Source organism: Paenibacillus sp. GCM10012306 (genome assembly GCF_042649265.1).
GTDB lineage: Bacteria > Bacillota > Bacilli > Paenibacillales > Paenibacillaceae > Paenibacillus_AQ.
This window is the reverse complement of record NZ_JBHRYW010000001.1, coordinates 384767-410726: the sequence shown is the minus strand read 5'-3', so window position 1 is coordinate 410726 and position 25960 is coordinate 384767. Positions and strand designations below refer to the sequence as shown.

Genomic DNA, 25960 nt, shown 5'->3' with positions numbered 1-25960 from the left:
AAATTTGCGAACATTACCAGTATAACATTTCTCCTTGCCTGAGTGCCAAACTGCACGCATAGACAGAGTTAATCTTGGCTGCGACAGAAACAATCCAGGGTATGGTCATTCACCATGCCGGAAGCCTGCATAAAGGCATAACAAATCGTGGTGCCGACGAATTTCATGCCTTTCTTCTTCAGCGCTCTGCTCATCTCATCGGATTGCGGGGTGCTGGCAGGCACTTCGGCCCTGCTCTTCCAGTGATTCAGGACAGGCGTTCCGCCAACAAAGCTCCATAAATAACTTGCAAAGCTGCCTTCCTCCCGGATAATTTCCTGATAGACGCGCGCATTATTGATCACGGACAGGATTTTCAGCCGATTGCGGATAATTCCGGCATCCTGCATCAGTTCGTCGACTTTCGACTCCCCATAAGCGATAATCTTCTCGGGATCGAAACCGTCAAAGACCGCCCTGAACCGCTCCCGCTTTTGCAGCACTGTAAACCAGCTTAGTCCTGCCTGCATCCCCTCCAGTATCAGCAGTTCGAACAACGCCCTCTCATCATACAAAGGTTGTCCCCATTCCGTATCATGATAAGCGATATATAAGGGATCAGCGGTGACCCAATCACACCTTTTAATCGTCATCTCCTCCTCTCTCATTAATGCCGTGGTGTCTTATAGACTGATTCTTTTGCCCTTCCTTGGCAACGTCTTCTTAATGTATACGAAAAAAAGGGAGGAACACAAGGTTCTCCCCATTAAAATAAGGTTAATATTTTGAATTATTTTCCCCGAGCAAACTAGGGCTGCAGCTGCACCCGGGTCTCTTTGTCCGGCTCGTCGGTCGTATAGTAGAACATATAAAGGGATGCTTCCTTTTCTTTGAAATCCTTATAGACATCAATAGCCTTGTTATTGCCATCACCAGAGAAGTTGACCGTAACTGGTCTGCCAAGAATTCTGTCTTTACCAAGGTTAATATGAGTCTGGTTGATCCCGCCAAAATGGGCATCCTCGCTTCCGGTCTCTACATACAAATTTCCGTCCTGCATATAGTACGTCCAGTGAACGGGATAGCCGCCAACCTCCCTATTCAATGTCTGCTTTTTAGTGGAGATGTCGGTCAAGAGAACCGGTGTCTTGTCATCTTCATGGACCGTAACCTTATACTTGCCTACAAAAGTGATCGGCGTCTCCTTGGTGATTACCAGATCGGAAGGCAATTCGAACTTGTAGCTAAGCAAATTGGGATCATCCTTGGGCGAACGCTCCCTCCAGCCTTCAAGCGTTCGTCCATTTACCTCAAGCGAGATTTTTTGATACGGTATATCTGCGAACCCTTTAACCTTAGATCGTACGGCCACCCGGATTTGGGTAGGCGTTACCACCATCTTTTCGATGATATGGTCGTAATCTCCAGCTTCAAGTGGAAGATCCAGCGCCGTCTTGATCGTTCCGCTTTCCATTTGCTTTTTACTCAACTGCAGGTCAAATTTCCAAGGTCCATCTATATTTTTTTCCATCTTAGTATATTGCAGTTTGTAGGTCGTCTGTCCCGCAGGCAAGTCACTGCTTTTAAAATACTGCTGGGTTGTATATTCGCCATGATCCCCCGGCTGACCGTAGGTACTTCCAGACAGTGCGTGCAGCGTCTTTCCTTGGACAACCGGCGCAATCATCGGATAAGCCCAGGTTTTGGCTTCTGCTTGATCGAATATTATCGCTGAGGAGAACAGAATCTTATCTGCTTGCTTAAATGCCTTGACCTCCATTTTTTGCAGGCCGTCCTTGCCGATCTGGAAGCTCTGTACCTGCTCGGAACTACTGTCCAGTTGCAAATCCTCTTCCTGCTGACTGTATAATTGAAGAATATCCGCTGTCAGCGTAACCTTTGCCGTCGCCTGCTTGGAAGACCAATCACTCTCGAAATAACCGTTATATCTGTGGTTCTTCTCATCCCACTGCAAATAGCTGAATTCTCCTTCGCTATTCTTTCCCTGCTCATCCTTCAGGCTCAGGCCCTTAAGATCCCAGAACTCGGTATCCGCACGTTTCCCCACATCCAGGTTGTACAGAATGACCGTCCGGTTCTCATCCACAATCGCCGTGCGGAGCGTTAGCGTAACACCGTCCCTGCTGATCGTCTGCCCCAGTGACTGTCCCATATTCTGATCCAGAACAGCCTGAAGTCCCCCTTTGTCCCGCAACACGTTGCCCCAGTCGTAATGAATGGCGGCATACACTGGAGCAGCAGCCAATAGTGCGCTGAGTGAAGCGGCCATTGCTATTCTGCGCCAGCTTTTGTGGCGACGTGTGGATACACGGGCCGGTGTAGAATCCACTACTGCTGAGGTATACCCCGCTTCTTCCATCCTGCTCCACATGTTCTCAAAATCGGGATAAGGCACGTGCTCATCCTTATTTAATTGACGCTTTAGCGTAGGCTCTATTTTGTCCATAAGACTCTTCCTCCCTGTCTTGGGTGTGGGCGCCTGCTTCTTGCAGAATCCCCTTCATCAATCGCAGCCCCTTGTGCAGCCTGGATTTCGTCGTTCCCAAGGGGATCGACAACAAGCCGGAAATCTCAGCTAGACTGAAATCATGCATGTAACGCAGTGTCACTACTGCCCTGATTTTGTCCGGGAGACGCTTCATATACCCTGCCCACTCTACTGCGGATTCCCGTTCCTCCGCTAGCCGGTCTACCGGCTTCTCTTCATTTCCAGTGAACAGATACGGATGATCTGCAACTTTCTCATTCAGACTCCGCCGTCGCCGCAAATGATTCAGACAATGGTTGACTGTTATTTTCATGATCCAGGCCCGAATATGTTCGATCTGTTCCCGATTGCTGCGGAAGACCGTAATAAATACTTCCTGTGTTATGTCCTCCGCATCTGCCGCATTATGCAGCATGTAGTAGCAAGTTCGATATACATCCCTGTTGTAGGCTTCGAACAGCTCCCGATTGCTCTCCAATGTTCCCCCTCCTCTCTGGTCTCGGATATCTATATAACAATTGAGCCGCCCAAAAGGTTCATTCCAAATATGTAAAGAAAAAATAAAGAGGGCAAGCGGTCTGCTTGCCCTCCATTGGTCCAGGATATGTATGCCACAGCATCCACTACTTATTTCTTGGAGCTATAATCGCCGATCCTGATCCCCCAGACGCTGTCCTTACGGTACGCTGCTACCTCCTGTAGAGCCGGAAGCCTGTTATCCTGCGGATAATGCCGCTCCAGATAAGAAGCAAACGTACCACGCAGCCTTAGTTCAGCTTCCAGCTTGTTGAACTCGCCCGGATGCTTCTCCAGCTCTGCCAAAGCCCCTTCCCAGCGGCTGAGATCAGCGTCAGAGGATTGTCCAGCGTTAATATCTTGGACCAGTTCACGTAGTTCGCGGTAGGCGAACCTGACACTGGAAGAATAGCGCTGCTTTTGATTAAGATAGGTGAGAAGTGTGATCACAAGCACGAGTCCGCCCCATAATATGATGTTGTCCATTGCCTCTCCTCCAGATTCTGCAACAAATTCGCTGATAGCAGGGGTTACGGTATACTAGCCGGGAAGACCATACTTTTCAATCCAGCCTGCCACCGATTTCTCAAACTTGTTCCGGGTCATGATTTCATGCGTAATGAAATGCCCTTTGTAGAACAGGCTGTAACTGGTATAGGGGGTCGGTGCGTTCTGCGCTTCTTCTGCAGTCATTATTCGGCGCACCTGCAAAGGAATTCCGCGTTCCTGAGCGCATGCCTCAAGTTCGCCTACATAATGGATAGTATATGGGCACTGTACGGTATAAAGCAGTTGTAAGCCCTCCGAAAATCCTACCTCTTGCTTCTGTACGGATGCTTTGAATTTCGGCGTTGGTGCAGCCTCGTTGAATTTCAGGACCACCAGTTCAAAATAAGGTGGCGCCTGATCGCATACCTGAAACCCGTTATGGAGGAAATAAGATTTGTCTGACAGATAAGGCTTCTTCGTCTTGCCTGTTACAGCCACAATACCATTAGCTCCTTGCGCTTCCTCTAGGCATTCAGCCAGCAACTGCGCGCCATGTCCCTTCCCCTTGAAGGAACCAGCTACCCATAAGCAATTGATAAATAAATAACCAGGTGCCTCTACTGGACACCAAGCATAATCCGCCGGAAGATATTCAATAAATACTTTCTGTCTGACATCCAGCTTCTTAAAACGAAGCCCCTCCTGAAAACGTTCCTGGAGCCACTCCTTCTTCAGCCTAACTCCCTCCGCACCCTTCTTGTCCGAGATCGCACAGCATATATGCTGCTGCTCGATATTGTTACTATTCACCGTTATAATGGCAGTGTCGCTCATCTCAGAGCTCTTCCTCCTCAGCACAACTTAATATCAATATTAAAATATGAGAGCGGATTCAATCGTTCAACCAAGCCTGCTGAAGTCTCTGAATATTCTGAAGGATGAACCGGTTCGGTAGATCGTCCTGACTGGAGCAAGCAGAGAACTTATAAGCGCTGTTAATATCATAGGTTTTGAAAAAGTAGGTCCCCGCGTCAGGCGAAAGTCCGACTGAACCATCCGGGTGCTTGCGCACAGAGAATGAGGTCAAAGGATGGGATAAACCGCTACCGAGCGCTTTTACATAAGCCTCCTTCAACGTCCATATCTCGTAAAAACAATCATTTCGTTCTGCCTCCGGCCGCAGCATTAAATCCTTGTACTCCTCGTCTGAGAAAAAGCGTTCCGCGATAGTCAAATCGATGGGGCGAATCTCTTCAATATCCACACCAAGCCTGCCTGTTCCATAAATCAAGGACACCCACTTGCCTGAATGAGAGACATTGAAGGAGAAGCTCTCGCTGCCATCCAGATGCGGTTTTCCATATTCGTTCTTCTGAAAATGAATTTCCTCATTAGGAATACCGAGTTCCCGGCGAATCACCGTCCGAACCAGAATTTCTCCAAACAGAGAACGGTAAGCATCCTCAAGACGCAAGAATCTGCCGATTTGATTCCGACGTTGTACCGAGACCTTGGACTTCCAAAATTCATATGTATTACTGTCCAGCTTACCGGGTATTTCCAAAAGTACAATTTGCGACAATATCATCACCCAGCTTTATGTTTTTTAAGCACAGCTTCCTTTAATTATACACCCCTTACATGAAAAAAAGCCCCATCAAGTGGGGCAATTTCTAATATTTTCTTTTACTTTTTCTTCAAAATCTCGTGCAGCTGCCGCTTATCAGCTTCCAGTGCTCGCTCCTGAGCTTCCAAATCATCATGATCCGCTAATGCGGCAGAGAATTCAACATCCTCCGCTTTGGCTTCGTACAACATCTTCTGCTTGTCTATCTTGGAGAAAATTTTGGAGTTCTCTCTATCCATCCTGGCTTCACAATCCCTTCAGGTTATAGTCATGTTGCCTGCCGCTTTAGATAAAGCCGCCAGCTTCCTCGATTAAACGCAGCGCCCTGTCATACGAGCCTGAGTCCACCACTACGGTCAACAAAATATCTCTTCCCGTGGGGCCGCCGTCCCCTCCATGGCTCATTCCGCTGGCACTGGTGTCCGCTGCAGCAAGAATACCAGTATGATTACGATCTGCGGTCATCGAAGCCATGCCGGCTATATTGCCAGTGACTGGATTAATGCTCTGAATCGGACCGTTCCCGCCATATTTGCTAAAGCGGTCGATCGAGAGCTCAATTACCCGCAGCGCTTGTAGCTTCCTTGAGACTCCCTCGGCTTCCTCCGGGCTTTTAAAATAGGACAAAATAAAGCGTTCCGGCATGATATCCCCGCTTTCCAATGTAATCAAGCTCCGCATGCGGCTAAAGTTATATTGTCTTAACTCCCCTGAGTTTATGCTTCTATTCCAATACAAAAAAGAGGATGCCCCAGAATGAAAGCCATAGAATGGCTCTTGGGACACCCTCACTACAAATTAAGCTATGCAAAAAACGATATGCTTTATTCCCCGCGGAATGCACGCTTCACACGGTCAAAGAAGGATTGCTCCTGCTCATGCGTATTCTCCCCATTAAGGGCTCCGAACTGGCGCAACAAGTCCTTCTGCTCTTCGCTTAGCTTACTTGGCGTTACGACGATAACTCTGACATGCTGATCACCTTGGCCCATACCGCGCAAGCGTGGCACACCATAGCCCTTCATACGGTAGTAAGTACCCGTTTGCGTCCCAGCATGGATTTTGAGCTTCACTTTACCAGTCAAAGTCGGGACCTCAATATCGTCACCAAGTGCTGCTTGAACGAAGGTAATCGGCATTTCGCACAGAATATCATTATGGTCGCGCTCGAAGAAATCATGCGGCTTCACACGGAAAACAATGTACAGGTCGCCCGCAGGACCACCCCGTAAACCGCCTTCACCCTCACCGTCTATACGTAGTTGTTGGCCGTCATCAACACCAGCCGGAATAGAAATATGGACCTTACGCTGCTTCTTCACCTTACCGCTGCCGGAGCAAGTGGTACACTTCTCCTTGATAACTTTACCGGTCCCGCTACAATGGGAGCATGGACGGCGGTTGCGCATTTGGCCGAGTGGCGTGTTCTGCACAAACTCCTGTTGGCCGCTACCGCGGCAGACCGAGCAAGTCTCAGGCTTCGTTCCCGGCTTAGCACCGGAACCAAAGCAAGTGTCGCAGTCTTCGGTACGTGGAATTGTAATATCCGTTTCCTTGCCGAACACCGCTTCCTTGAACTCAATGGTCATTGTATACTGCAAATCGCTACCGCGCTGCGGAGCATTAGGATCACGGCGTCCGCCGCCGCCGAAGAACATATCGAAGATATCGCCGAGGCCTCCGAAGTCTCCGCCACCGCCGAAGCCGCCGCCACCCATACCTTGGTTAGGATCAATATGACCATATTGGTCATATCTTGCACGCTGCTGACCATCGCTCAGAACGTCATAGGCTTCCTTCACTTCCTTGAATTTAGCCTCGGCATCGCTGGCTTTGTTCACGTCCGGATGATACTGGCGGGCCAGCTTACGATAGGCTTTCTTGACCTCGTCATCTGATGCGTCTCTTCCAAGACCCAGTACTTCATAATAATCGCGTTTCTCTGCCACTGCATTCACCCCCGTACCTCTAATTCCGCCCGACAATTCATACTATTCCTCTATCGTTTCAGACGGTGCATACACTTATCCCTGTTACATGTAAAAGGAAAGCCAAAACACGGGATGACCCGGTTTTGACCTTCCCCACTTACGACACTTATCGTCTAAGGTTACCCTTGATTCTTCTCGTCGTCAACAACTTCATAATCAGCATCTACCACATTTTCTCTCTTAGACGCGCCTTCAGAAGCACCTTCGCCGCCGGCAGCACCTTGTTCAGCTGCTGCTTGCTCGTACAGCTTCACGGACAACTGTTGAACGATCTCGTTCAAAGCTTCTGTAGCTGCATTGATTTCTTCGAGGTTGTCGGTTTGAATAGCCGCTTTTACCTTTTCTTTAGCTTCATTAGCCTTTTCAACTTCGGAAGCATCGGCCTTGTCACCAAGATCCTTGATTACTTTCTCAGTGGAGTACACGAGTTGGTCAGCGTTGTTCTTCGCTTCTACCAGTTCCTTACGCTTACGGTCTTCCTCAGCGTGCAGCTCGGCATCCTTCATCATTTGTTCAACTTCAGCATCGCTCAAGCCGCTGGAAGAAGTGATGGTGATCTTCTGGCTCTTGTTAGTGCCTTTATCGGTAGCCGATACGTTCACGATACCGTTCGCATCGATGTCAAAAGTAACTTCGATTTGTGGTACACCGCGTGGTGCCGGTGGAATCTCGTTAAGCGTAAAGCGACCCAGTGTTTTGTTGCCGTTCGCCATTTGACGCTCACCTTGCAGAACGTGAATTTCCACGCTTGGCTGGCTGTCAGCAAAGGTTGAGAACACTTGAGATTTGCTTGTAGGAATCGTTGTGTTGCGCTCGATCATCTTCGTGAAGACGCCGCCCGCAGTTTCGATACCCAGGGACAATGGAGTTACGTCGAGCAGGACTACGTCTTTAACGTCGCCTGTCAGAACGCCCGCTTGAACAGCAGCACCAAGGGCTACCACTTCGTCCGGGTTAACGCCTTTGTGAGGCTCTTTGCCAGTAAGCTTCTTAATGGCATCTTGTACGGCTGGAATCCGTGTAGATCCACCTACCAGTACGATTCTTGTAAGATCAGCAGGAGTCATACCTGCATCGCTCAATGCTTGACGTGTTGGGCCCAAAGTACGTTCTACCAGACCAGCAGTCAACTCATCGAACTTAGCGCGAGTCAAGTTAACCTCCAAGTGCTGAGGTACGCCGTCAACGACAGTGATGAACGGAAGGGATACTGTAGTTGTAAGTACGCCGGACAGTTCTTTCTTCGCTTTCTCAGCAGCGTCTTTCAGACGTTGTACAGCTGCTTTATCTTTGCTCAGGTCGATGCCTTGTTCTTTCTTGAATTCAGCTACGAGGTAATTCATAACTACTTCGTCAAAGTCATCGCCACCAAGCTTGTTGTCACCGCTTGTAGCTTTTACTTCGAAGAAACCATCGCCCAGCTCAAGGATAGATACGTCAAACGTACCACCACCAAGGTCATAGACAAGGATTGTTTGATCTTCGGATTTCTCAAGACCATAAGCCAAAGCTGCAGCAGTTGGCTCGTTCACGATACGCAAAACTTCCAGGCCGGCGATTTTACCCGCATCCTTAGTAGCTTGACGTTGGCTATCGTTGAAATAAGCTGGAACTGTAATTACGGCTTGAGTAACTGTTTGTCCCAGGTAAGCTTCTGCATCGGATTTCAGCTTTTGCAGAATCATAGCAGAGATTTCTTGTGGGGAGTAGTCTTTAGCATCGATGCTTTCTTTATGGTTCGTACCAATATGGCGTTTAATCGAGCTGATTGTGCGATCAGGGTTCGTAATCGCCTGGCGTTTAGCAGTTTCTCCGACGATACGCTCGCCGTCTTTCTTAAAGCCTACAACCGAAGGGGTTGTGCGTGCGCCTTCCGGATTCGGAATAACAACGGCTTCGCCGCCTTCCATAACGGCTACGCAAGAGTTGGTGGTTCCAAGGTCAATACCGATAACTTTACTCACTGTAATTTGCCTCCTCAAAATGTAATGGAGCATATGCTCCGTTTAAATTTCCCTCTTTATGTGTACCAAATCCCAACGATTCAAGAAGCAAGCTGACCGCAAATGGTGCAGTTGCTTCACTTCGCGGGCCAAGGCTTTTCCCGCTTATATAGACAAACTACATGCTGACTTTGACCATGGCTGGACGAAGGACTTTATCCTTCAGGAGATAGCCCTTTTGGACCTCTTCCGTCACGATACCCTCTTCGTACTCCTCGCTCTCCACCTGCATAATAGCTTGATGATATTCAGGGTTAAAAGGCTGGCCCACCGATTCCATCGCTGTAAGTCCCTCTGACTTCAATACCCCATCCAGTTGACGGAAAATCATGTTCACGCCTTTCGTGAACGCCTCAATCTCTGGACTTGTAGGTGCTGTTGCCAAGGCCCGGTCGAAATTGTCCAGAACCGGAAGCAATTCGTTGATGAGCTTGGAAGTAGCGTACTGAGCCAGTTCTTCTTTCTCTTTCAGGGTCCGGCGGCGGAAATTGTCAAAATCGGCTTGTACGCGGAGTACACGTCCCTGCAATTCATCAGCCAGCGTCTGCAGACGAGCTGCGTCCCCGGCTTCTTCTGCCGATACAGTACCGGCCTCCGAGACAGTTTCCTCAGTCGCTTGTTCTTCATTAGTAGCATTATCATTCAATTCATTCGGATCTTGAACTTGTTCCTCTTTCAAGTTGTCTTCACCTCCTTAAAATCATCACGAAAATCAATATGGCTCTGTTCACTTATACCAGTGTGCCAGCATCGCTGTCAAATCTCGGGATAAAATGCCCAAGATGCCCATTACCCGCGCGTATTCCATTCGGGTAGGACCGAGAATACCAATGCTGCCTAGCGCCTGACCGTCAAGGGAATAAGTCGCTGTAATAAGACTGCAATTCGCAAAGGCCTCATGGTCGTTCTCGGTACCTATCCGAACTTGAATGCCAGGTCCACCTGGTACGGGCGACATCATCTTGAGCAGCGTAGGCGTCTCCTCCAGCAGATCCAGAATGTGCTTAACCTTGTCGACATCCTTAAATTCTGGCTGGGTCAGCATATTCGTGGCCCCGCTCAAATAAATCCGCTGTTCATTCTCACTGTCAAGCGCGGTATCAAGCATCTGCATCAGCTCTTCATAATGAGAGATATGACGCTGCATTTCCTCGCCAAGCTCGGTATAGAGCTGGGTCTTCAGCTTGTAGAGCGGCACATTCTTCAGTTTGCTGTTCAGTAGATTGACGACCTTCTCGATCTCGGAGATTGAAATCTCCGGCGGAATGTTAACAGTTCGGTTCTCTACCTGCCCCGTGCTGGTGACAATGATCGCTACAGCGGTCTTATCGTCCAGGGGCAGCAATTGAAAATGGCGTAGTGAAGTATGAAAAACCTCCGGTCCCAGAAGGATGGAAGTGTAATTCGTCATATTAGAAAGAATCATCGCCGCATGCTGGATAACCTGTTCCGTTGCATTCAGCTTCTCAGCGAAAAATGTACGGATCGTTCCCATCTCAGCGATTTCGGCAGAATTCCAGGGTACCAGGTGATCCACATAATAACGGTATCCCTTATGAGACGGAATTCGTCCTGCCGATGTATGAGGCTGTTCAAGATATCCCAGTTCCTCAAGGTCGGCCATTTCATTACGGATGGTAGCAGGACTGTATCCTACATCGCCCCGCTTGGAAATGCTGCGTGAGCCTACCGGCTCAGCCGAAGAGATATAATCATCCACTATAGCATTCAATATCATTCTCTGGCGATCGGTTAACATGTCATTCCCTCCTGTCACCCTGTGGCCGACATTCGTTAGCACTCGACTTAGATGAGTGCTAACCACTATTACAAAAATACCAAACTGACATTGACATTGTCAAGTCAGTTCAGCATCTTGGGGGGACGCTTTTTTTGCTGCGCCGTGGGATTCTTCTTCATGAGACTGATCAAGCATTGATTTGAAAAAAACGCCGAACCGGCGTTGACAAAAGTCAAGTCAGTTCAGCATTTTAAGTACTGCTATTTCATCGCAGGCATGCTGCTTTTTACAATTTACACAATCGGTCCATACCTTCTCTGGGAAAATCTCTTTTTCAACGATAGTAAATCCGTTTCTCAGGAAGAAATCAACCGCATAGGTCAGGGCCATAATCTTGGGAATCTTCTGCCGTCTGGCTTCTTCAGTCAGCTTATCCACGATCAGGGAACCGATCCCTTTACCTTTGCATTCAGGACGCAAACCCAGCGAACGAATCTCCACGAGGTCATTCCCTAGCTTGCAGAGCGAGCCACAACCGACGAATCTGCCATCAATCTCTGCAATGACGAATTGGTCGATCTGGCGGGTCAGGGCTTGCCGGGATCGGGGCAGCATAATACCACTCTGTGCATATTCTTCTATCATCTGATACAGTGGTTCAACATCTTCCACCGTGGCACTTCTGCATTTAGCCCCTGTATCCGCCTTAGCAGAGACACTGGGCATCAAATCCGGTTTGGCAAGCACTCTAATTCACCCCTCGTTGATAATATGAATAAATATACAACAAGGTGAATTTGAATTCAAGAGTTATTTTAAAATTAAACCTCTGTCAGCGCGCCAACAAATTCGCCGAAAACATCGTTGCCAAACAGCACGCCCTGCTTGCTGAGACGGTAGCCGTCGCCCACGCGCTCGAGTAGACCTGCATTCAGCATTTTATGCAATGAACCGGCAAATATGTCCTCCATGGATTGCCCAAATTGTGCCCGGAATGAAGCATCCGAGATTCCTTCGCGCATCCGCAGGCCCACCATCATAAAGTCCTCCATCGCTTCCTGCGGCGTTACCGGGTAGGAGTCCAGGCGAGGCAGGCCTTTGCTTGCAGCTTCAACATATGGATTCACGCCTTTGATATTGATATGGCGGTTGCGGCCTACGTAACCATGTGCACCTGCACCGAGTCCGTAATAATCCTGATTGCGCCAGTAGGTGATATTGTGACGGCTTTCCATCCCCGGCTTGGCAAAGTTGCTAATCTCATACTGCCCGTACCCGGCCTCTTCCATCTTTGACATCAGCAGCAGATACATTTGCAGTTCATCCTCTTCATTAGGAAGCGGGAGCTTGTTCTTGTTAAAGAGAGTATGGAAAAGCGTATTTTCCTCCACTTTGAGACTGTAGATTGAATAGTGCGGCAGGTCTAGCTCCAGCGCTTTGCGGACACTTTCAGCCAGCATATCCACGGTCTGGTTCGGCAAGCCGAACATCAGGTCCACGGAAAGATTGTTCAGACCTACAGCGCGCGCATTCTCCAGACTGCGATAGACATCGTCCACGTTGTGAATGCGTCCGATTCCCGTGAGCAGCTCGTTCTGGAAGGCCTGTACGCCGAAGCTGACCCGGTTAACGCCGCCTTCCTTCATCACAGCAAGCTTGTCGATATCGGTGGTACCAGGGTTGGCTTCCATCGAGAACTCGATATCATCAGCCCAATTCGGAAAGTGTTTCCGCACGGAAGCCAGGAAATAAGCCATCTCGTCCGGCTTCAGCACGGTCGGCGTTCCACCGCCCACAAAAATCGTCCGGATCACACCGGGCGGAGTGATTGCAACCGTCTGCTCCATCTCCTGATCCAGCGCACGAAGATAGTCCATTACAGGCTGGTCCTTCAGGACATAGGAGTTGAAATCACAGTAAAAGCACTTGTTCGTGCAAAATGGGATATGAATATATACAGCCTCAGGGGGACGGCCGTGGATTGGTGTTGTCATAGCTGTCTCCTTTGTTCTATCGAATGATGTCAGGGTTGAATCGCCTGATCTTAAAAAGTAAGAAGAAACGGCTCCGCCGTCCTCTATGAAGAGGTGGGTACCCGTTTCTCATATAGATTAAGCCTTCGAATCTCCAGAAAAGGGAAGCCTGACGGCTTCCCTTACAGGATTGTTCTCTTATAAATCAAGCAGCTTGGCTGTAATTACAGTGTCTTACTCGTCGATCTTGAGCACCGCCATGAACGCTTCTTGCGGCACCTCTACGCTACCGACCTGCTTCATGCGTTTCTTACCTTCCTTCTGCTTCTCCAGCAATTTCCGCTTACGCGAAATGTCACCGCCGTAGCATTTGGCAAGGACGTTCTTGCGCATCGCCTTAACGGTTTCACGCGCAACAACCTTCGTACCAATTGTCGCCTGAATCGGTACCTCGAACATCTGGCGCGGAATGATGCCGCGCAGCTTCTCGCAGATAATGCGTCCGCGGTTGTAGGCGCGGTCGCGGTGCACGATAAAGGACAAGGCATCGACCTGTTCGTTGTTAAGCAGGATATCCATCTTGACCAGATTAGAACGGCGGTAGCCGGAAATCTCATAGTCAAAGGAAGCATAGCCCTTCGTACCGGATTTGAGCTGGTCGAAGAAGTCGTATACGATTTCCGATAATGGAATTTCGTAAGTGATAGTTACACGGTTGGAATCGAGATATTCCATGTTCACGAACTCGCCGCGCTTGCCTTGGCAAAGTTCCATGACTGTTCCGACATAATCATTCGGAACGATGATCGCAGCCTTAACATAAGGCTCTTCTACATAATCGATCGTGCCAATCTCCGGATAGTGTGACGGGTTGTCGATCTGGATCATTTCCCCGCTCGTCAGCATAATCCGGTAAATAACGCTTGGCGCTGTCGTAATCAGCGGCAGATTGAACTCGCGCTCGATCCGTTCCTGAATGATCTCCATGTGGAGCAGACCCAGGAAGCCGCAACGGAAGCCGAAGCCAAGTGCACTTGAGCTTTCCGGCTCAAAGCTAAGCGATGCATCATTAAGCTGTAGCTTCTCCAGCGCTTCACGCAGGTCGTTATAATCCGACGTTTCGATCGGATAAAGACCGCAATACACCATCGGGTTGATTTTACGGTAACCCGGTAGTGGTTCTGGTGTCGGATTCTTCGCATCCGTTACCGTATCACCGACACGAGTATCGCCGACATGCTTGATCCCGGCCACGATAAAGCCGACATCGCCGATGTTAAGTTCATTGACAATGGTCATCCGCGGCATAAATGCGCCCACCTCAATGACCTCAAAGGTCTTGTCGGTAGCCATCATCTTGATCTTCGAGCCCGCACGGATACTGCCGTCAATGACGCGTACATAAACGATAACGCCTTTGTACGGATCGTAATGGGAGTCGAAAATCAGTGCCTTCAGCGGATCTGTCGAGCTGCCTGTTGGCGCCGGAACCTGCTTGACGACCTGTTCCAGAATTTCCTTGATACCAATTCCGGCCTTGGCAGAAGCCAAAACCGCTTCACTAGCGTCGAGGCCGATTACATCCTCGATCTCCTGTTTGACCCGTTCAGGGTCGGCACTCGGCAGATCGATCTTGTTAATGACCGGCAGGATCTCCAGATTGTTGTCCAGCGCCAGATAGACGTTGGCCAACGTCTGGGCCTCAATCCCTTGCGCCGCGTCTACAACCAGAAGCGCACCTTCACAGGCGGCAAGGCTGCGGGAGACCTCATAGGTGAAGTCGACGTGTCCCGGTGTATCAATCAGATTGAGCAGATATTCCTCACCGTCGTCGGCTTTATAGTTCAGCCGAACGGCCTGCAACTTGATGGTAATCCCGCGTTCGCGCTCCAGATCCATCTGATCGAGCACTTGCTCCTGCATTTCACGCGTGCTCAGTGCACCCGTGTATTCCAGAATGCGGTCAGCCAGCGTCGATTTGCCATGGTCTATATGTGCAATAATCGAGAAATTGCGGATTTGTTGTTGTCTTTTCTGTACGTCAGTCATTCCTTACCCCCACAGACAGCCTATGTTAATCCATTTATTATAACAGTACAATCTATCCCCAGCAATCCCGGGCTGGCCTCTGGGGCAAAATGTCATTGCAAAAAAAACAGCGAATGATCCCCCAAGAAAGGGAACATCCACTGCTGTATAGTGTAGGGAGTAAATGAAGACTGCATCGGAAGATGCCTTGTTGCTGAAAAATCTGATGCTGGATCGTCCCTCACTCCGCTGAAGAGAACAACGAGACGACCCAGCGAATACCCTTCTGCGAAGCCTCCTGCAGTAGCCCTGCCGTCTTGTCAGCCAGCACATCCACCGTAGGCTTCTGCCCCTCCGGAACCAGAATTTGCTCTGGCGTCAAAGTCGTACTGTAGTCCTCCGTCTCCTGCTGCGGCTGATTATCCGGTGTCTGCCCCGCTGCCCCCGTTTCTGTCCGCACCGGGAGCGGCATATACGCTCCAGTGGCGGGATCGACCGCCATAGGAACATACACATAAGTCTGGGGAGCGCCTGCGCTGGGGGCAGGCTTCTGTCGGACTCCCCCATTCCCCGCTACTGCGGGAACACTCTTTGCGGTTTGTGTCCCGTCATTCCAGCCCGGAAGCACATCGGAGATTCTGGTTTCGCCCCCTCCGAATTGCATGCCAATCAGAATACCGATGCCAGCCCAGATCGTAACCATTGTCAGCTTTCTTCCGACTCGTGACATTATCCTCACCTTCTCTCCTTAACGTTAAATTAGGATGCCTTGTCTGCTGAGGCTTTCCCTGACACCTGATCTCCAGCTTTACCTGTTGTCTTGGCACTCTCGCCGGATGATTCACTCCCAGGCTGCGCAGATGGAGCCGCTGAAGCGGGCGCAGTTACAGTCTGTGGTGCATTCACCTTGTCCGCCTTCTGATTATTCCAGTACACATCGGCGATGGTATCCCCGAGAATTTCTGCAGTCCGTTTCAGTTCCTCCTCGGTACTGTCAATTCCGCCAACCTCTATAAGCACACTGTTGGGGGAAAGCGACTGATTGTATTCCCCGTTGCCCTGGCTGGAGGTCTTGCCCCAAATGCCTCTGGAAAGGCCAGGGTAGCTCTTCTCCAGCTCCTGATGAATCTTGTTCGCAAAAGCCTCATTCTTCTTCCAATCTTTATTTTCATGCCCCAGAATAAAGTAGACTTGGGCATAGCTTTTACCATCGATAACCGTCGTCGTTTTGCCATGCCGCTGTGAGTCACGGTGAATGTCGATGAGATCGGTTAGCTGATCATTACCTGCCAGTGCCGCCTTAACTGTGATCCTGGAATATTTATAAGAGAAGTTCCATTTGTAATCCTTCACCTTGGTGGCATAGTCCTCCTGCGAATGAATGGTGCCAACGCCATGCTCTTCGAGTCGTTTGGCAATATATGAACCGACCAGCATAACATTCTTCGAAGGAAGCGACGAGCTGGGATTATCGCTCTGTGCCGCTAGCAAGGGGTTGAAGGCTTCTCGAGGATGAGAGTGATAGATCAGTACACGTTTGATTGAAGTGTCCTCTGTGCCGTTGTCACCGCCGCTTTTGCCGCCTCCATCGCTCGTTCCATCTCCGTTCGTCTCTGGCGCCGGAGTGGCCACCGGTGCATCTGGTACAGAGCCATCGTCGCCGGGATCCTCCGTCCCGTTGATTGCAGGAGGATCATGTTCCTGCCCGCCATCCCCCGAAGCCAGCTCATCGGTTCCCGGATGATAATCGGCAGGCGCGCCCGCCACACCGCCGGAACCTTTGCGGAGCAAAAACGGGTCATCTGCGCCCATTCCCGGTACCTCGCGGGCCAGAAGACTTTTAGGATCGCCAGGATTCACACTGGTTAGTAATTGGAACACAAATGATGTTACATTTTTGGGTGACAGCTCCTCCGCTTCCTTGCCCTGAGGCAAATGCGGAACCTCCATCCCCAGGATTTCCATGAAGAAACCACTGGATAACGAGGCGGCAAGACCTTTCATAGAAGGAATGGGTGAAGAGTTCAACTTCTGTCCGGCAATTCCGCCAGCGCCGAGCAGCATAAAGAAGACAAGCGAACCTCCGGCGAGCAGCAGCATCGTTCTCCCCAGCGACAAAACATCCAGCACTTTTCCCCGCAACCGGCCGATGTTCCATAGCTGAAACCATTTTTTGTTCATTATTGTTATGTCCTCCTCCAGCCCTCTGTAATCTCTTATACTTCAAATCTATGAGTAACAGAGCTCTGCTAGAACCGAAAATAGAAGACGAACAAATAGAGCACCGCCCCCTTCATAAGAACAGAATCAGTGGCAATGTAATAGGAGTGTACTTTAAGGAGCATTAAAAAAAGCAAGTCCCACCAGAACGCCATCACGGCAGACCACCGGTCCATGCTTGCTAAATTGAAAGAAGAAGAACTAACCGCTTCTATATTGAATGCATTAAAGTAACAAATGCAGGCAAAAAAAAAGCGTTTGTCTATCTATAAAGTCCCCAAGTATAATTAATAGCATTTTCGCACCTTAATTCTTCTAAAGCTGAGGGTCAGCGAAAATTAAGTGCAAAATTGTACCTTAAATTTTCCAAAATGCCCATCGAGCAATACTTTTTCGGAAAATAAGATACAATAATGCCCTTATTTACCTCATTTGCCTGTATTAAAGAAAAATAAGGTGCGAAAATGCCGTTATATCGTATGAACTAAAAAGTCTAACCTCCTTGTGCCTCAGGTTCAAATTATACTTTAGGCTTTATACAGCAATTAAAATCCGGGAACAGCCTTCAGCGCATTGGCTTTAGTGGGTGTAAGCACCCACATTACTAGGATCTACTGCCTCATGCAGCGCCGCATTCAATCCGGTCGCTACAATATTGGCGATATCTTCAATGAACTCATCTATTTCTTTGGGCGTAACAATCAGATCATGGCCGAGCGGTTCAAGCACTTCCTTCACCAGCGCAAGCCGTTCCTGTTCTGAGATATCGTCGAGCATCCCCATAATTTCCTTAGTATGGGCACCCTGACCGAAATGACTTTTCATCATTTCCAGCACGTTGTTGACAATCGTTGACGCATAGCAAACGGTGGGAACGCCGATGGCAATGCAGGGAACACCCAACACTTCCCGGGTCAGACCACGCCGTTTATTGCCAATCCCGGAACCGGGATGGATACCAATGTCAGCAATCTGAATGGTGGTATTAATTCGCTCCAGAGAACGGGAGGCCAGCGCGTCGATCGCGATAATAACATCCGGCTTCGTGCGATCCACAATGCCCTGGACCACCTCACTGGATTCAATCCCCGTCAAACCCAGTACACCCGGGGCAATCGCGCTAACCTTTCGGTAGCCGGGAGACACCTGATCCGGGACCAATTCATAGAACTGGCGTGTGACAAGCGCGTTCTCGACCACCAGCGGACCCAGTGAGTCCGGCGTCACATTCCAGTTCCCCAAGCCGACAATGAGGGCAGAGGAATCTTTGCCAATGCCGATCCGATTCATAAAGCTCTCAAATTCACGGGCAAAGGCTTCGGCCACTTTTTGCTGCAGACCTGTATCCCCGCCGCGCAGACCCGGCACTTCCAGTGTCACATAATTGCCGACAGCGCGCCCAATTGCCTGCGATCCGGCAGGAGTCGCTACACCAAGCCTGGTGATTGTAATACCGTCCGATTCTTCGACCTCCTCGTTCACACCGGGGATCGGCGATTTCTTCGGCCCTTGGGCCATTTCCCTCGCTTCAAGCGCCAAATCCGTGCGCACCGAATACAGCTGCAGATCCAGTTCCATTGTTATATCAGCCTCCTATGCTCGTTTATCGGTAGTGTGCGAGTGTAAGCCAACGTTTATGCAGAGGTCATCCTTTAATTTCAAAGCTTTTATATGTTGCATTTTAGTATGGAGCATGCTAAACTATTTTAAGTTGTGAATCATTTGATGATTTCGAATGTCTTACAGGAGGTGAATGCAATGCCAAATATTAAATCCGCGGTTAAACGTGTAAAAACGATCGAAAAACGCCGTGCACTGAACGCTTCCCAAAAGTCCGCGCTTCGTACAGCCGTGAAAGCTGCTGATGTAGCTCTGACTGGCACGGAAGTTGAAAATGCTCAAACTGCTTTCCAAGCTGCTTCTCAAAAGCTGGACAAGGCCGTTACTAAAGGTCTGGTTCATAAAAATGCGGCTGCCCGCAAAAAATCCCGCTTGGCGAAGAAATTGAACGCTCTTAAGGCTCAAGCCTAAGAACGACTTTCATATTGAGCATTGAAGAACCTGACCGCTATGCTACATACGGTTAGGTTTTTTTGTATTCTCATTACCTCATTCCGCCATATCCAAAAAGCCTGTCCGCCCTGTAACAACAGGACTGGACAGGCTTTTTCAGGTCCGGACACACACCTACCACTTAGGCACCCAGCTTCAACATGAACATCTCAAGTCCCAGCACCTTATCGACGGCCCCCGTCTTCATTTGGTAATCGAGATCAGCGAGGGCGCTCAAGATCTGGCGCAGCCGGTCGGTACCGAACTTGCGTGCCTGCTCACCAGCGATCTTCACGGCATAAGGATGCAGGCCAAGCTGCGAAGCAATCTGTCCCTGTGAATAGCTGAGCGCCGATAAATCCTTTACTTGTAAAATCATTCGGAACTGCCGGGCGATCAGCGCTGCAATCTTAATGGGCTCCTCCCGCTGCTTAAGCAGTTCGTATAATGTATTCAGCGCCTTGTCGAGTCGCAGGTTCGCAATATCCTCCACCAGTGTGAACACGTTCTGTTCCGTGCCGCGGTGGACGAGACTCTCTACAGCCGCCGTGTCTACAATCCCGCCCTGACCCGCGAACAAGCAGAGCTTGTCCATCTCCCCAGTCAGACCCTGCAGTCCTGTCCCGGCATTGGCGATCAGCGCTTCAGCCGTCCCTGGCGCCACCGCGCAGCCGCGATCCTTGATGCCCTTCTCTACCCACCGGAGCAATTCCTCTGCTCCCAGGGGATTGAAGGCCAGCACCGTTCCGGAGGACTTCACGGCCTTGACGATTTTTTTGCGCTCGTCGAGTTTATCGCTGTTAACCATAAATACAATCACACTATAGTCTACAGGATGCTGTAGATAGTCATTCAACAGATCTACCTTGTGCTCCAGTTTTGCATTCTCTTTGCCCGCAGTGAACAACGAGGCGTCCCGTACCAGAAGCAGTTTGCGCGGTACCATAAAGGGTACCGTCTCCGCCTCTTCCACCACCGCCTGCACCGGCGTTTCGGACAGATCAAAAGGGATAACCGCGAAATCACGGTCCTCCTTCGCAATCAATTGATCTTCCAGCATGGCCGCAAATTCATTCATCCGGAACTTTTCACTGCCGTACAACACATACAGCGGTGAAATTTTCCCCTGTTTGATCTCTTTGGCCGCCGCTTTGGCATCCATCTTGCCACTTCCTTTTCTTCATTCATCTGGCGTTCATTCCCTTGAACTTTCCCGAAGCTTTATTGTAACAAAAAAATCGTTTCAAAATAAGGCTCAATCTCAAAATCAATAGTTTTAACGAATGAAAAGACCGCCGCTAGCTTAGAGCCCCATATATTAACTAAACGCAAAAACGGAGGAACCCCGGCAGCCTGTGCCAAAGTCCCTCCGTTTCAGCGGCGCATCTATATAAACGACGGTATGCAAGGCCCTAGAAACCTCACAACCGACGGTCATACCGATGTTCTGCGAACCTGCAATTTCCGGTTCCATCTTCTCTCTTGCCATAGTATATTCCTGTGCCGGTAAAATAGTGACACCCCGGAATCAATTTGTATATTTAATTCCCCGTAGGCGTTACCGACGGCTGCGGAGTAGGCGAAGCCGAAGGGGCAGCGGAGCTACCAGCAGACTCCACAGTGAAAGTCTTGGTTACGTTCGCCCCCTGTTGTGAAGTCACATAGGTGAATTCCTTGCCATCTGGCGACCACCCTCCGGACACCCATGTTCCTTCCAGCGGAAGAGAAGTCACCGCCTGCTCACCGCCTGACCCATCCACAGCCAGATTATAGATAACCAATTGCTGCCCGGCTAATTCCGCTTTGTGAAGTCCATCCGGGGAAGTCCATGACGTCTGTGATATCGCTGCATTCAACGCCGAGCCCGGCGGTAGCCACCCCATCGCAGCGTCCTCAGCTTCGCCCGGAGACGGTGCACCTCCCCCTGCTGAATTCACTGGATCTTGCAATCCCCGGTCAAGGCTCTCCGTGTCATTCTTCAAATCCTTCTGCACCTTAAGCTCATCTGCCGGAACAGTAGCCTTCGGGGATGGTGTAGTGACACGACTGCTCTTCTTGGGTTTTTCCGGTTTGACCGGCTCCTTGGTCTTGACTGGAGCAGTCCTGGAGACCTCTTCTGGTGCAGCACTTTGCGTAGCGGATGGAGCAGCATCCTGTGAAGGATCAGCGGTACCGCCTCCATCCTGAGCAGTGACATCCGTGGCACCAAAGGAACTGATACTCTCACCGGAATTCGTTCCATTATCATCCCCTTCAGCTTTCTCCGCTTCTGCAGTTTTAAATGAGGATTCGGAAGAAGCGCCACCGGCCGCGTCATTGTTTGAAGCCTTATTTGCAGCGCTCTGATTCAATAACTGATCCACCTCAGCACTAGGCATTTTTGGTGGCGCATAGAATATTGCAATACCCAATATAACTGCAGCGGCTGCCGCCCCAATGCCTGTCCGTTTCGCCATGGAATAGTTCCTTGCGGGCTTCTTATGGGAGACTTTGCGTGAGAACGGCACTACCACCTGTTCATCTTGTGGTTGATTCTCGGCCTTGATGGCGCTTGGCTGATGAAGTCCACGATCCAGTTCATCTAGCTGCGGCAGAATAGAATCCACCAGACTGAAAGGAGGCTTCACATCTGGCATCTGCTCGAGTGACTTGGACAGCGTGGATAATGAGTCAAAAACTTCCGCGCAGGAAGGACAATTGTCGATATGACGGAACATCTCTAATATCTCATCCTGACTAAGATCATGATCCAAATAGCGGTGCATCCATTCCATCACCTCCGCGCAATTCATCCCGATACACCACCTTTCTGATACTCTTGGAGTCTATTTTGCAGCTGCTGCCTCGCTCTGAACAGATAGGATTTCACCGTATTCAGAGGTAAGTCCAAACAGTCTGCAATCTCGTTGTAAGAAAAATCCTGCAAATATCGCAGTACGATGACCGTCCGGTGATGCTCCGGGAGCTGGTCAATCGCCTCACGTATATCCTGGGCCAAATAGCCCGACAACACTTCCCGCTCTACGTTATGCTTATCCTGAAACACCATTTCGTGCTCATCAATAGACACCGTAGGCTTGGTTCTCCTGAACTTGTCAATGCATATATTGGTCACGATACGCTGTACCCATGTTTTGAACTGGGCTTTTTCCTCGTAGGAACCAATTTTGGTATACACCCGGATCAAAGCCTCCTGAGACGCATCCAGCGCATCCTGTTCATTATGCAAAATGTAAAAGGCTGTCTTGTACACAGTCCCTTCTATTTCTCGCAATAGGGTGATTAGAGCGTCGCGATCGCCCGCTTGAGCGGCTCTGATGAGTCCCTGCTCCACCACGAAGGTTCCCCCTCTCTATGCAATCTTACTGACGCGCAAGACTGCGAATATGTTGCATCTCTGTAATCGTTATTTTTAGAATACCAAACTTTATTTTCCTCGTCATGCCATATCCGGCATTTCCTTACTACTTTTCGGTACAATCTAATAATCCTTACTAAGCATACAGGGGAAGCGTCCGTCATTCAAATACTCTTTTCAATAAATTGATTACAAAAATGACACCAACTGCCACTCCGCACCCATCGCTTGGACAAAAGTGACAACATTGAAAAAGGCCGCCGCACCGCCACCCGGTCCGCCAGCCTTATTATTGATAAATTCTCCTTGTTATACGTATCTTTAGAAAGAGTTCACGCGCCCTTGATCTCCTTGAATTTGGCTACATATTGGGCCGCCAGTTCCGTGACGAGATCGTAGCGCCCTTCCTTTGCCGGAGCCGTCAGATTGCCCCCGATACCGACAGCGAGGCTGCCGCCGTTAATCCATTTGTCCATATTGTTCAGATCCACCCCGCCCGTCGGCATGATGTTCACATAAGGCATCGGTCCTTTGACTGCCTTGATATAGTCCGGACCGAAGGCACTGCCCGGGAACAGCTTGAGTACATCCGCACCAAGCTTCAGTGCCTCCTTCATCTCGTTCAGCGTCATACAGCCAGGCATATAAGGAATGCTGTAAAGATTGCACATTTTCGCCGTTTCCTCTTCAAAAGAGGGGCTGACCACAAACTCCGCGCCTGCCAATATCGCAATTCTCGCCGTCAGCGGGTCCAACACCGTTCCAGCACCAATCACCGCACGGTCACCATACTCCTCAGCCAGCCTCTTGATAACAACATCTGCGGAAGGCGTAGTGAAAGTTACTTCAATATTGTTCAGACCGCCCTCAATGCAGGCTGCCGACATTTTGTAAGCACCCTCCGGATGATCTCCCCGAATCACCGCCACCACACCAACGGACGCCATATTCTGCAATACCTTTATCTTCTTCATTTCGAACTCCCCTCCCTCACATAATTATTTAGATAAACTTTTTTTATTAAATTTACTAATATTCTTCCGAATTCGTTAATGAAATAGTAATAACAATACCACTAACAGTCAATGATTTTTTTCAAAATAAACTAGAACTACACTTTTTAAATTAGCTAATAACCTTATAAATAAAGGATTTTCATAATCCCTTAATACTAATTCTTTTTTAAAACATTCGACTACACATAATGAGTCATTGTACAAAACCGATTTATATGATAATTTCAATTTATCATTCTTCGTCGTAAGGACTTACCACTTCCCCTGAGGAGGATTAATACATGATTAAACATTTACATGCCGTTACTTTCGGCGAGCCGATGGCTATGTTCTATGCCAATGAGACCGGGCCACTGCACGAAGTATTTTCGTTCTCCAAAGGCCTTGCCGGGGCAGAAAGCAATGTCGCTATCGGCCTGTCCCGCCTGGAACATCCCACCGGTTATGTGACCAAGCTTGGTCAAGATAACTTTGGGACTTTTATAGCTGATGCGTTAAACAAAGAGAATATAGATACGAGCCATATCTCAGTTACCAAGGAACACTCCACAGGAATGCTAATCAAGTCCAAGGTTATCACCGGCGATCCCAAAGTCGAATATTTCCGTAAGGGTTCCGCCGCGTCCAGGCTAAGTCTGGCTGACTTTGATGAGTCTTACTTCACCGCTGCTGACCATCTGCATGCCACCAGCATTTCAGCTGCTTTGTCCCAGAGCTGCCGCGAATTCTCTGTACACGTTATGGATTTTATGAAAAGCAAAGGCAAAACCGTGTCCCTCGATCCCAATCTGCGCCCGGCACTGTGGCGGGACACAGAAACGATGGTTAGCACTATTAACGATCTTGCCACGCGCTGCCACTGGTTCCTGCCAGGGCTGAACGAGGGCCGCATCCTTACAGGGCTGAACACACCCGAAGAGATTGCCGATTTCTATCTAGCGCGCAATGTCTCACTCGTCGTCATTAAGCTGGGACCGGAAGGCGCCTATTTTAAGTCGGCACAAGAAGAAGGGTACGTGCAGGGCTTCAAAGTGGATAAGGTGGTCGATACAGTCGGTGCGGGGGATGGGTTTGCCGTTGGTGTAATAAGTGGGCTGCTGGAAAAACTACCAACCTCTGAAGCTGTGAAGCGAGGCAATGCTATCGGAGCACTAGCCGTGATTTCCCCCGGGGACATGGACGGACTTCCGAGCCGTGAGAGGCTGGAGCAATTTATGCGGCAGAGTGTGTAGACTAAGATCCGCTAGCTCAGAACTACATGTCGTTACACAATCGAATTTTTTTAGAAGATAACTCAATAAACGCTAAACCCTGGTGAACCAACCCGATAATTATAAAATAAAGCAAGCCCCCGAACCAATGTAACTGGCAACAAGGGCTTGCTTTATCTATGAAGCTATAGAGGTTTCGTACAATTCACAGTGTCTTAACCGACTGCCCTTGCTCCAAGGACGGAACAAAACGGTAGGTAATCGGCACGTTGGCCCCCTTATCCTCTATACAGGACAGCATGATCCGGGCAGCCTGTACGCCCATCTCGTAAGCGGGCTGGGAAATCGTCGTAATAACCGGATTGTAGATATGAGCAAATTCAGCATCATCAATACCGATAACCGAAAGCTGGTCCGGGATGGAAACAGACTGACGGTTGGCATATTTCAGAATCTCAGCCAGCACGATATCATTGGCGGCGAGCACGGCTGTTGGCGGCTGAGACAGCGCTGCGAGACGTTCCAGCTCAGCAGAGATATTTTCACGGGCAGCGCTGACAATGTACTCCTCCCGCAGCTCCAGTCCAGCTTCCTCCATTGCTCGCTTGTAACCGCTCAGTCGCTCCTTGCGGGGCGTGATGGAATGCTCACCCAGCGGAAGCGTCAGCAGAGCAATCCGTTCGTGGCCATGACGAGCCAGTTCGCTGACCCCGAGCTTCACAGCCATTTCATTGTCGAGCAGCAAGCTCTGGGTAGACATCCCTTCTACTAGCCGATCCATAAAGACAAGCGGGAAGGGTTCTTCCACAAGACGAGCATAGGCTGATCCATCCTGTCCTGCTGGGAAAATAATCAGTCCATCCACCTGGCGCGCAAGCAGTGTCTCCACATACTTCGCTTCTTTGTCAGCATCTTCGTCCGCATTGCAAATGATCACCTGTATGCCATGCTGCTGAAGCTCGCTTTCGATCGCCCGAATGCAGTGAATGGACAGTGTATAATCAATATTGGCCACAATAATGCCGACCATATGCGTCCGGTTCTGCTTCAGACTGCGGGCCAACCCGTTCGGCTGGTAGTTCAGCTCCTCAATGACCGCAGCAATCCGGTTTTTAGTGGCTTCACTCATATATTTAAAACGCTGATTTAGAAATTGGGAGACGGTACTCTTCGAAACTCCCGCCTGCCGGGCCACATCATCAATCGTTAATTTCTTCATTTCTTCCGCTCCACTTCTTCTCTAAAGA

The 25960-nt window shown here is 49.6% G+C and carries 25 protein-coding genes; 2 read left to right on the top strand and 23 right to left on the bottom strand.

The window, feature by feature from the left end:
- Positions 1–68 precede the first annotated feature (68 nt).
- The 18 genes from ACFORK_RS01800 to gpr all read right to left on the bottom strand — a co-directional run bounded on the left by ACFORK_RS01800 (position 69) and on the right by gpr (position 18654).
- A complete protein-coding gene (locus ACFORK_RS01800) occupies positions 69–647 on the bottom strand; it encodes a DNA-3-methyladenine glycosylase I (protein ID WP_379195009.1) in 579 nt (192 codons plus the stop codon).
- Positions 648–787: 140 nt separating this feature from the next.
- The gene (locus tag ACFORK_RS01795) at positions 788–2446 is read right to left on the bottom strand and encodes a DUF4179 domain-containing protein (RefSeq protein WP_379195007.1); all 1659 of its coding nucleotides are present in this window, start codon (positions 2444–2446) and stop codon (positions 788–790) included.
- The gene (locus ACFORK_RS01790) at positions 2406–2966 is read right to left on the bottom strand and encodes an RNA polymerase sigma factor (RefSeq protein ID WP_379195005.1); all 561 of its coding nucleotides are present in this window, start codon (positions 2964–2966) and stop codon (positions 2406–2408) included. Before ACFORK_RS01790 ends, ACFORK_RS01795 begins: the two co-directional genes overlap by 41 nt.
- Positions 2967–3115: 149 nt before the next feature.
- Positions 3116–3490, bottom strand: coding sequence for a hypothetical protein (locus ACFORK_RS01785; protein ID WP_379195003.1), 375 nt, complete (start codon positions 3488–3490; stop codon positions 3116–3118).
- Positions 3491–3544: 54 nt separating this feature from the next.
- Positions 3545–4327 carry a GNAT family N-acetyltransferase gene (locus ACFORK_RS01780; RefSeq protein ID WP_379195001.1) on the bottom strand — a complete coding sequence of 261 codons (783 nt, stop codon included), beginning with the start codon at positions 4325–4327 and terminating at the stop codon, positions 3545–3547.
- A gap of 58 nt (positions 4328–4385) precedes the next feature.
- On the bottom strand, positions 4386–5057 hold the full coding sequence (locus tag ACFORK_RS01775; RefSeq protein WP_379194999.1) for a 4'-phosphopantetheinyl transferase family protein: 672 nt from the start codon (positions 5055–5057) through the stop codon (positions 4386–4388).
- 122 nt (positions 5058–5179) lie between these two features.
- Positions 5180–5359, bottom strand: coding sequence for a YfhD family protein (locus ACFORK_RS01770; protein ID WP_379194997.1), 180 nt, complete (start codon positions 5357–5359; stop codon positions 5180–5182).
- Positions 5360–5405: 46 nt separating this feature from the next.
- Complete coding sequence (locus tag ACFORK_RS01765) at positions 5406–5765, bottom strand: hypothetical protein (protein ID WP_379195746.1); 360 nt, start codon at positions 5763–5765, stop codon at positions 5406–5408.
- A 179-nt stretch (positions 5766–5944) separates the two neighbouring features.
- Entirely contained in the window at positions 5945–7069 is a 1125-nt protein-coding gene (gene dnaJ / locus ACFORK_RS01760) for a molecular chaperone DnaJ (protein ID WP_379195744.1), read from the bottom strand.
- Between the two features lie 161 nt (positions 7070–7230).
- On the bottom strand, positions 7231–9075 hold the full coding sequence (gene dnaK, locus ACFORK_RS01755) for a molecular chaperone DnaK (protein ID WP_379194995.1): 1845 nt from the start codon (positions 9073–9075) through the stop codon (positions 7231–7233).
- 157 nt (positions 9076–9232) lie between these two features.
- The gene (gene grpE / locus ACFORK_RS01750; RefSeq protein WP_379194993.1) at positions 9233–9793 is read right to left on the bottom strand and encodes a nucleotide exchange factor GrpE; all 561 of its coding nucleotides are present in this window, start codon (positions 9791–9793) and stop codon (positions 9233–9235) included.
- A gap of 48 nt (positions 9794–9841) precedes the next feature.
- On the bottom strand, positions 9842–10873 hold the full coding sequence (gene hrcA / locus ACFORK_RS01745) for a heat-inducible transcriptional repressor HrcA (protein ID WP_379194991.1): 1032 nt from the start codon (positions 10871–10873) through the stop codon (positions 9842–9844).
- 219 nt (positions 10874–11092) lie between these two features.
- Positions 11093–11581, bottom strand: coding sequence for an N-acetyltransferase (locus tag ACFORK_RS01740; protein ID WP_379195742.1), 489 nt, complete (start codon positions 11579–11581; stop codon positions 11093–11095).
- 95 nt (positions 11582–11676) lie between these two features.
- A complete protein-coding gene (gene hemW, locus ACFORK_RS01735) occupies positions 11677–12849 on the bottom strand; it encodes a radical SAM family heme chaperone HemW (protein WP_379194989.1) in 1173 nt (390 codons plus the stop codon).
- Positions 12850–13062: 213 nt separating this feature from the next.
- Positions 13063–14877, bottom strand: a complete 1815-nt coding sequence (gene lepA, locus ACFORK_RS01730; RefSeq protein ID WP_379194987.1) for a translation elongation factor 4 — start codon at positions 14875–14877, stop codon at positions 13063–13065.
- A 220-nt stretch (positions 14878–15097) separates the two neighbouring features.
- Complete coding sequence (locus tag ACFORK_RS01725; protein ID WP_379194985.1) at positions 15098–15586, bottom strand: hypothetical protein; 489 nt, start codon at positions 15584–15586, stop codon at positions 15098–15100.
- 29 nt (positions 15587–15615) lie between these two features.
- Entirely contained in the window at positions 15616–17037 is a 1422-nt protein-coding gene (locus ACFORK_RS01720; protein WP_379194983.1) for a stage II sporulation protein P, read from the bottom strand.
- 618 nt (positions 17038–17655) lie between these two features.
- Positions 17656–18654: a GPR endopeptidase gene (gene gpr, locus ACFORK_RS01715; RefSeq protein ID WP_379194981.1), complete on the bottom strand. Its 999-nt coding sequence runs from the start codon at positions 18652–18654 to the stop codon at positions 17656–17658.
- A 180-nt stretch (positions 18655–18834) separates the two neighbouring features.
- Between gpr and rpsT the strand changes: the two genes are divergently transcribed.
- Entirely contained in the window at positions 18835–19107 is a 273-nt protein-coding gene (gene rpsT, locus ACFORK_RS01710) for a 30S ribosomal protein S20 (RefSeq protein ID WP_066364350.1), read from the top strand.
- A 163-nt stretch (positions 19108–19270) separates the two neighbouring features.
- Here the strand turns inward: rpsT and holA are convergent, their stop codons facing one another.
- The 4 genes from holA to ACFORK_RS01690 all read right to left on the bottom strand — a co-directional run bounded on the left by holA (position 19271) and on the right by ACFORK_RS01690 (position 23460).
- Positions 19271–20290 (bottom strand): DNA polymerase III subunit delta, encoded by a 1020-nt coding sequence (gene holA, locus ACFORK_RS01705; protein WP_379194978.1) that lies wholly within the window; start codon positions 20288–20290, stop codon positions 19271–19273.
- 379 nt (positions 20291–20669) lie between these two features.
- Positions 20670–21920, bottom strand: coding sequence for an anti-sigma factor family protein (locus tag ACFORK_RS01700; protein ID WP_379194974.1), 1251 nt, complete (start codon positions 21918–21920; stop codon positions 20670–20672).
- Entirely contained in the window at positions 21917–22465 is a 549-nt protein-coding gene (locus tag ACFORK_RS01695; RefSeq protein WP_175372810.1) for an RNA polymerase sigma factor, read from the bottom strand. Before ACFORK_RS01695 ends, ACFORK_RS01700 begins: the two co-directional genes overlap by 4 nt.
- Before the next feature lie 353 nt (positions 22466–22818).
- Entirely contained in the window at positions 22819–23460 is a 642-nt protein-coding gene (locus ACFORK_RS01690) for a bifunctional 2-keto-4-hydroxyglutarate aldolase/2-keto-3-deoxy-6-phosphogluconate aldolase (protein ID WP_379194972.1), read from the bottom strand.
- A 323-nt stretch (positions 23461–23783) separates the two neighbouring features.
- Here ACFORK_RS01690 and ACFORK_RS01685 point away from each other — a divergent pair, with 323 nt between their 5' ends.
- On the top strand, positions 23784–24734 hold the full coding sequence (locus ACFORK_RS01685; RefSeq protein WP_379194970.1) for a sugar kinase: 951 nt from the start codon (positions 23784–23786) through the stop codon (positions 24732–24734).
- A gap of 184 nt (positions 24735–24918) precedes the next feature.
- On the opposite strand, the gene ACFORK_RS01680 is transcribed toward ACFORK_RS01685, so the two are convergent.
- Entirely contained in the window at positions 24919–25932 is a 1014-nt protein-coding gene (locus tag ACFORK_RS01680; protein WP_379194968.1) for a LacI family DNA-binding transcriptional regulator, read from the bottom strand.
- Between the last annotated feature and the right edge of the window lie 28 nt (positions 25933–25960).